Consider the following 7,256-nt stretch of genomic DNA (forward strand, 5'->3'; position numbering starts at 1 on the left):
CGATGCCCTTAAGCATATTCTCTACGCCGATCTGCAACACGATTTTCATCATGTGATCCACACTTACGAACGGCACAATATTTAGCGAATTGGGGTCAAACTTCATTGATTTATGGCCCTGATGTTGCAACCCATAGGTTGTCAGAATTGGTAAAGACCAATTCTAGCGTGTGAAAATTTCAAAGAAAATGGCAAAAGCTTGCAAAATTTCGCATAAAACTATAAAAAACGTCAGACCAATATGTAAAAATGGCAGGTGTTTGTGCAAAGCGACAAATTCATCCTTGATTCACTGGACCATGAACTGGTTTCCCTTTTGCGATCCGATGGGCGCGCGTCCTTGGCCAAACTGGCGGAAGTGCTCAAAGTTTCGCGGGGCACCGTGCAAAACCGTCTTGACCGTCTGATGGCGTCCGGCACCTTGCTCGGCTTCACCGTGCGGGTACGCGAAGACTATGACAACGATCAGGTGCGTGCGGTTATGATGATCGAAATTGCTGGCAAATCCACAGCTGAAATCGTGCGCAAACTGCGGGGTCTGCCTCAAGTGAGTTCGATTCACTCCACCAATGGCAATTGGGACCTCATCGCCGACATTCGCGCCGGATCATTGTCCGAATTCGACAGCGTCTTGCGCAAAGTGCGCATGATTGATGGGATCTTAAATTCGGAAACAAATTTATTGTTGGCTGCGGTCTAAGCTTGGGCGTTCTTTAAAAGGCGCACAGATCTTGGCATTGAATAAGCAGCAAATGGTTCACCGCCCGTGCGCCACTGATCAAACCATCGTGTCCTATAGATATTGAAGGCTTATCTTGCAAAGGGGACATCGGCCGTCATTACATTGCCAGAATCGTTGAACTCGACTTCAAAATACACGACGATCGTTCCCCCCTCGAGCACAAGCCTTGCGCCAATTCGCACATCGCTTCCGCTGCGGTCCTTCTTTTTCTCTTTCAAGTTGAAGCTGATGGTATCGCCCCGTTGGATACCAACGGCCAAACCTGTAAATCCAACATTTGTACTCATGGCACCTTCATAGCGCCGGTTCTCTTCGACATAGGCAATGGTGCCGTTGACGGAAAGAGTTGTCGTGATCAAGGTGCAACGACCTGAATAGTTGATTTTTGCGTCTTTGCCTTCTGTCACGGAAAGCCGACAGCGGAACGGATCGGGTTTGTCGCTTCCCACCAATATGCTTTCGCCGCGCCAGTTGCCGACATAGGAATTGAGCAAAGTTTGTTCTCTACTGCCTGACTGCGCAGCGGTTGCCCCAACAACAGTCAAACAAAAGGTCAATACAACTAAAAAGGACTTGGATATTTTCATCACGATTCGTTGGTCCATACATTCACAAGAGACAGACGTTGCACATATTTGCGTATATTAAACAGCAAAGCCGACTGCCTTTGAATAAAAAACACGAATTCTACAACTTCGTGAAGATTAAATACGAAAAACTTTGAAGAATGATGGACAACAGCGGCGAAAGACGCATTAATTTGCATTAAACGTATGTCCAAATTTATTTTCGCTTCCCAAAAACATCGGGTAGCATCGAAGGGGTTTAAGTGAATCGTGTTTTATGGAGCCGGATCAAGTGAATAGTTCAGGCGCCCCAATTATCAATGTCGCAGATGTGAATTACAGTTTGGAGATAGCCTCCGGCAAATTGCAAATCCTGCGGAATGTGTCCTTACAAGTCGAACCTGCCGAGGTTGTGGCCATTGTTGGCCCATCGGGAAGTGGCAAGACTTCTCTTTTGATGTTGCTGGCCGGGCTAGAGCAAGCAACTTCAGGGCAAGTGATTGTAAATGGCGAAGATCTTACTGGGATGAGCGAAGATGAACTCGCCCGCTTTCGGCGCAATACGCTTGGCATTGTTTTCCAGAGCTTTCATCTCATACCTTCATTGTCGACCCTTGATAATGTCGGACTGGCCCTCGAAATTGCCTCGCCTGAACTCTCATTATCCGAAGTTCATAAATTGGCAACTCAGGCCCTTGCTTCTGTTGGGCTAGAATCTCGACTTGACCATCGTCCAACGGCTCTATCGGGGGGCGAACAACAACGTGTCGGGTTGGCGCGAGCAATGGTGGCCAATCCGCCATTGTTGCTGGCGGACGAGCCGACCGGAAACCTTGATCAGAAAACCGGCGAATTGGTCATTGAGTTACTATTCGACCTTGCGCGAAAACGCGGCACATCGGTTGTTTTGGTCACGCACGACCCGGCCTTAGCGGCGCGCGCGGATAGGGTGGTCACAATGACCGCAGGCGAATTGTCCGAAACCTTGGATGCACACTAATGACCGCTATTCGCGCTGCCATTCGAACTGGTCTGTTGGATATGCGCGGCGACTTGCGCCGATTTATACTGCTCGTGGTTTGCCTTGCCGTCGGGACGGCATTGATTGCCGGTGTCAGTTTTGTGGGGGCTAGCATCACCCGAGCGGTCGATTTGGATGCCGCCAAGCTGATGGGCGGAGATCTTGAACTCTCGCGCGCTGACCGGTGGGCAACCAACGAAGAACTGCAATTATTGAACGGCTATGGGGCCATTTCGACCGTAATGGACACAAATGTGCGCGCCCAAGCAGGGGCGCGTGATGCATTTGTGGATTTGATGGCCGTTGGTGAAACATATCCGCTGCTTGGACAGGTTGTTGGTCAGCCATTGCCAAGCAAAGCATCTGTTTTTGAGTTTTTGTCAGAACGAGACGGCGTTTTTGGTGCGTTGGTCGACCCCCTTATGCTGGACCAGCTTGATTTGAAAGTGGGCGACACTTTCAGGCTTGGTGGCACGGATTTTCAGGCGCGCGGACAGCTGCTGCAACTGCCTGATGGGCCGGTGCGAGGCTATAGACTGGGCCTAACCACACTAATTAGCACCGCAGGGCTGAAAACCATATCTGATCGCTCATCTCCATTGCCGGGGTTGGGCAATTGGTTTCGCTATAAATTGCTCCTAGTTGATCATGACCGTAACGACGCAAAAGCTAACCTTGATCGCATCTTCGCCAGCTCAGGTTGGACCGTGCGCACTGCGCGCGACGGTTTGGGCGCGATGGTGAGATATTACGATCAATTCATGCGGTTTCTGGTGATCGTCGGGCTCGGGTCCTTGTTGATCGGTGGCGTCAGTGTTTGGACCAGCATGCAAGCCTACATTGCTGAACGTTCAAGCATGATTGCTGTTATGCGCAGTATGGGCGCCAAACGATCGCGCATATTTGTCCATTTTTTTTCGCAAGTAACCATGTTGGCAAGCGTTGGTGTTGCCATAGGTTTGGCCGTTGGGTTGGGCTCTGCAGTTGTGCTTCTGCCGTTCGTCGGCGAAGCCATTGGTGTAAAACTTGTCCCCACCACTCAAGTGCAGCCAGCATTGGTGGCCGCCGGAAGTGGTTTCCTCACAGCCTTCGCATTCTCCTACATTCCATTGCAACAAGCGCAAGCCGTGCGTCCGGTGCTTTTGTTCCGCGCAAAAGGGTTGTCAGCTCTTCCTGTCAATTGGGGTGCGCTTGCAAGCCCTTGGCAGATATCGCTGATTGTGATCTCAATTGTTGCATTCGTCGGTCTGGCCTTTGCCATGACAGGTGATTTGGTTTTGGTGGCAGCATTTGGAGCTGCAAGCGTCTTGTCCGCAATTGCGCTGCAACTCTTTGTATGGCTTGTTCGTTTTATTCTGTTGAAACTGCCCGAGCCGCCAACAAAAATCCTGCGTCAAGCATTAAGGGCCATACTTGGGGCCGGGTCTAATGCCTCCGCTGTTGTGGTTTCAGTCGGCATGGCAATGGCAATGCTAATTCTTGTGATGGTATTGCAAGGCAACTTGAGGCAAGAGTTTTTGGGGGCCTCCGCATTTGACGTGCCAACATTGGTAGCGGCGGATCTATTTCCGGATGAAGTCGAAATCCTCGAAGAAATGGTTGGGCCAGCCAACGGCATTACGTTGCTCAGCTCCACGCCAATGTTGCGCAGTGCGCTTGTTGAAATCAACGGTGTGGCTGCAACAGATGTGCGCACGCGCGGCCCAGAGGCTGGATTTCTGCTTTCAGGTGAAGTGCCCGTAACCGCTCGCCCCCAACTGCCCGCATCATCAAAGGTGGTTGCAGGTGAGTGGTGGCCACAAGATTACCAAGGGCCCGGACTTGTTTCCCTGCACCAAAACCTGCGTTCAGGGTTGGGCGTCGACATTGGTGACACCCTAACATTTTCATTTTTTGGCGAGCTGCTAACCGTCAAAGTCGCCAGTTTTCGCGATTACTCTTGGCAAGGCGGTATCGACTTTCTTGTAACATTTTCTCCCGGCGTCGTTGAACAATATCCAACAACCCTGTTTGCAGCGGTCACAGCAGCGCCAGGTCAGGAAAATGCTGTTGAGCGCGCACTCGCTGCAGCTTTGCGCGACGTCCGCTTCATCGCCATTGGTGACACACTTGAGCAGATAACAGGCGCATTGAGCCAAATCTCAATTGCTGCATCGCTTGTTGGGGGGCTGGCTGTTGGCAATGGCTTGCTTGTCTTGATAGGCAGCTTGGCCACAGGCCGACGACAGCGCGAAACAGACACTTTGATCACCAGGGTGCTTGGCGCCACGCGGGGCACGCTTATCATCACTGCCCTCGTGCAATATTTGATACTTGCCGCCATTGCCGCGCTGCCAGCAACTGGAATTGGTGTGGGGCTAGGTTGGATCGTTAGTCTTTTGATGCTGGACGTCGATTTCACTTTGGACTTTTACGTTCTCGCAATTGTATTGCTTTTGGCGATCGTCACAACTGCGTTGCTCGGAGGCACGACAATCCTTCGTGCCGCGTCAGCGCGTCCCGCTAGATTCCTGCGAGATCTTTAATTTGCAATGCAGAAACGCTTATTTTCTCAAAGTGTTCTGCCCAAACCATGCTTGCATTCTGTCGGCAAAATCATGTCTCCAGCTTAAGGCTGGTTTTTCAACAAAGTAGTATGATGCGGCGGCAAGTGCGATTGTTATTGGAGTGGCAATTAGAAACAGCGAAGGTGCGCTAAGCCAAGGCAACACAGAAATCGCCATCTGTTTTACAGTAAATCCATAGATGTAAATGCCATAAGAAAAATCACCCCAATTATTGAACATTCGAATGGTTCCAGAAGGGACATATGCGGCCCAGATTGTGCCGTATCCAAGAGATACAATAAGCGCGAACTGATACGCGTCGGTTTTACTTAAGGCAAATGTTATAAGGCACAGCGCAAAGACTACCGGCAGATTCAAAGGCAACTTGTCTCGGTAGATATACCCAGTTGCGCCAACCAAATAGCACAAACCAAAACGCAGCATGTGATCAAAGGGTGCGAAATCGTCTCGCAAATCAGTAGCAACCGAAATCAGAAAATATGCAATAAAGAAAGCGCCCAGAACGGCTGCAAATTTCTTCTTATCTGCCAATATGCCGAAAAGGCCCAGAAAGGCCACGCCAATGTACGCTGCGGCCTCCCATCTTAGTGTCCAAAGTGGGGTATTGATCTCACCTGCGGCAGGCAAGTTGTCAAATACGCCCGGCAAGAGCTGATTATCATCAACTAGGGAACCCGTAATTGGCACATACAGCCAAGTTTGCAGCTTTGCGAAATACTCCAAAAAACTCAACTGGGTGAAAACTGGGCCAAACACAAAAGCAGAAAGCAGCGCGGCAACAAATAGCCCTGGCAACAGGCGCAATATTCTTGCTGCAGCATACTTCCAAATGCTATTCGATCGCACATAGCTTTGAGCCATAAGGAAGCCGCTTATGACAAAGAAAACATTCACCGCCAAACTGCCCAACGTATATCCAAGTTCCACAGAAAGCGGTTCAATAGCGTCATTGCCGCCAACAACAATCGCAGCGTGGCTCCACACGACGCTGAGCGCCGCCAAAAACCGCAACAGATTGTAGTTATTATTGCGCCCGTCCATATAGTATTCGATAGTTTTAGCCATAATATCGATCCGTATCTGTTCCGCTGAATAAAGTGCAAAACGACGAGTTTCCTTGGTGCTGTTACTTGGTTGCGCTTTTGAACTCGCTCATTGGCGTCGCTGCCTTTCGATATCGACCAACTTTTGCATCTCGACCAATGGTATCGCGCCTGGCGCGATTTGATCGCCAAAGACAAATGATGGTGTGCCAGAAAAACCGATTGCATTTGCCAACTGCATCGAAAGGGAAATGTGTTGGTCTATTGCTTCACTTTTCATGTCTTGCTGCAGTTTTTTTAGGTCTAGATCTAAGTCTGCAGCGGCCGCTAATACTGTTTGCGGATTTGCTTGGCGCAGGCTCATCAACGCCCAGTGCATGGCTTCATACTTGCCTTGTTCCCTTGCTGCCAATGCAGCTCGTGCCGCAAATACTGAGTTTTCGCCCAAGACCGGCCACTCGCGGTACACTAACTTGATGTCGGCGTCGTGATTGATTAGCTCAAGGACATCTGGCGCGACTTGTTTGCAGTAGGGGCAATTGTAGTCAAAGAACTCCACCACGACGATGCTCCCATCTGGATTACCCAACACAGGCGCATTTGGATCGTTTTCAAGTTCCTTGCGGAAATGATCGAGCGTTGACTTAACGTTTTCCATTTGGCGTTGCTCATCTTGGGCACGCAAAAGGGTAATTGCTTGGGCTATTATTTCTGGATTTTCAAGTATGGCTTCCAAAGCCAACTGTTTGATACGAGCATCATCGTTTTGGTCGGCGATCGCGAATGACGAGAACGCTGCAAACAAGGCAGCAAAGAGGAAGGATAAGCTGGTCTTAAACATGGGTCGTTTCCTATTTCGATGGCTCATTCATTGCGTCATGTCGCAATTGAATTTCGGCGGGCCATTTTGATTTGATGTAAGCGAGTGCAGCCAGGATCTCTTGATCTTCCAGGACCCCATCATAAATGGGCATATCGGTTTGATAGTCAGGATTGTTGGTGAGTTTGGCAAGACCAAACTTGGTTATGGCGATGAGTAATTCGTCACGGTGATGCCAAGTGTGCCCGGTTTCATCGTGCGGAGGCGCTGGCAGTCGTCCCGTGTCCTTGCGCGTTTGCCAATTTGGCTCACCTTGCAACTCGTCGCCGTGACACGACGCGCAATTCTCGTTGTAAACGGCCTCGCCCAATCTCACACTGCTTTCGTCCGCATAGGGTATCACGGATGCTAAAGGGGAAGCGTTTTGGGAAACGCCAATGCTCGCCCACAAAATGGCTGTTAGCCCAACCGCACTAACGCCGCCAATGACCATTGAT

At 50.2% G+C, this 7,256-nt stretch carries 7 protein-coding genes; 3 read left to right on the plus strand and 4 right to left on the minus strand.

Annotated elements, in window-relative coordinates:
* The first annotated feature begins 262 nt into the window (after positions 1–262).
* Positions 263–700, plus strand: coding sequence for an Lrp/AsnC family transcriptional regulator (locus tag Q0231_RS08040; RefSeq protein WP_269392651.1), 438 nt, complete (start codon positions 263–265; stop codon positions 698–700).
* Positions 701–810: 110 nt separating this feature from the next.
* On the opposite strand, the gene Q0231_RS08045 is transcribed toward Q0231_RS08040, so the two are convergent.
* Complete coding sequence (locus tag Q0231_RS08045) at positions 811–1,347, minus strand: hypothetical protein (protein WP_299346990.1); 537 nt, start codon at positions 1,345–1,347, stop codon at positions 811–813.
* Positions 1,348–1,600: 253 nt separating this feature from the next.
* Between Q0231_RS08045 and Q0231_RS08050 the strand changes: the two genes are divergently transcribed.
* A complete protein-coding gene (locus Q0231_RS08050) occupies positions 1,601–2,308 on the plus strand; it encodes an ABC transporter ATP-binding protein (protein WP_299346992.1) in 708 nt (235 codons plus the stop codon).
* Positions 2,308–4,854, plus strand: coding sequence for an FtsX-like permease family protein (locus Q0231_RS08055; RefSeq protein ID WP_299346994.1), 2,547 nt, complete (start codon positions 2,308–2,310; stop codon positions 4,852–4,854). The genes Q0231_RS08050 and Q0231_RS08055 overlap by 1 nt, the downstream gene beginning before the upstream one ends.
* An 18-nt stretch (positions 4,855–4,872) precedes the next feature.
* Here Q0231_RS08055 and Q0231_RS08060 read toward each other — a convergent pair whose 3' ends face one another.
* From Q0231_RS08060 to Q0231_RS08070, 3 genes are all read right to left on the minus strand, one after another.
* Positions 4,873–5,961, minus strand: a complete 1,089-nt coding sequence (locus tag Q0231_RS08060) for an acyltransferase (protein WP_299346995.1) — start codon at positions 5,959–5,961, stop codon at positions 4,873–4,875.
* A gap of 87 nt (positions 5,962–6,048) precedes the next feature.
* Entirely contained in the window at positions 6,049–6,780 is a 732-nt protein-coding gene (locus Q0231_RS08065; RefSeq protein WP_299346998.1) for a DsbA family protein, read from the minus strand.
* A 10-nt stretch (positions 6,781–6,790) separates the two neighbouring features.
* A partial coding sequence (locus Q0231_RS08070; RefSeq protein ID WP_299346999.1) for a cytochrome c occupies positions 6,791–7,256 on the minus strand: 466 nt, incomplete at its 5' end.

Source organism: uncultured Maritalea sp., from assembly GCF_937139385.1.
In the GTDB taxonomy this organism is placed as follows: Bacteria; Pseudomonadota; Alphaproteobacteria; order Rhizobiales; family Devosiaceae; genus Maritalea; species Maritalea porphyrae_A.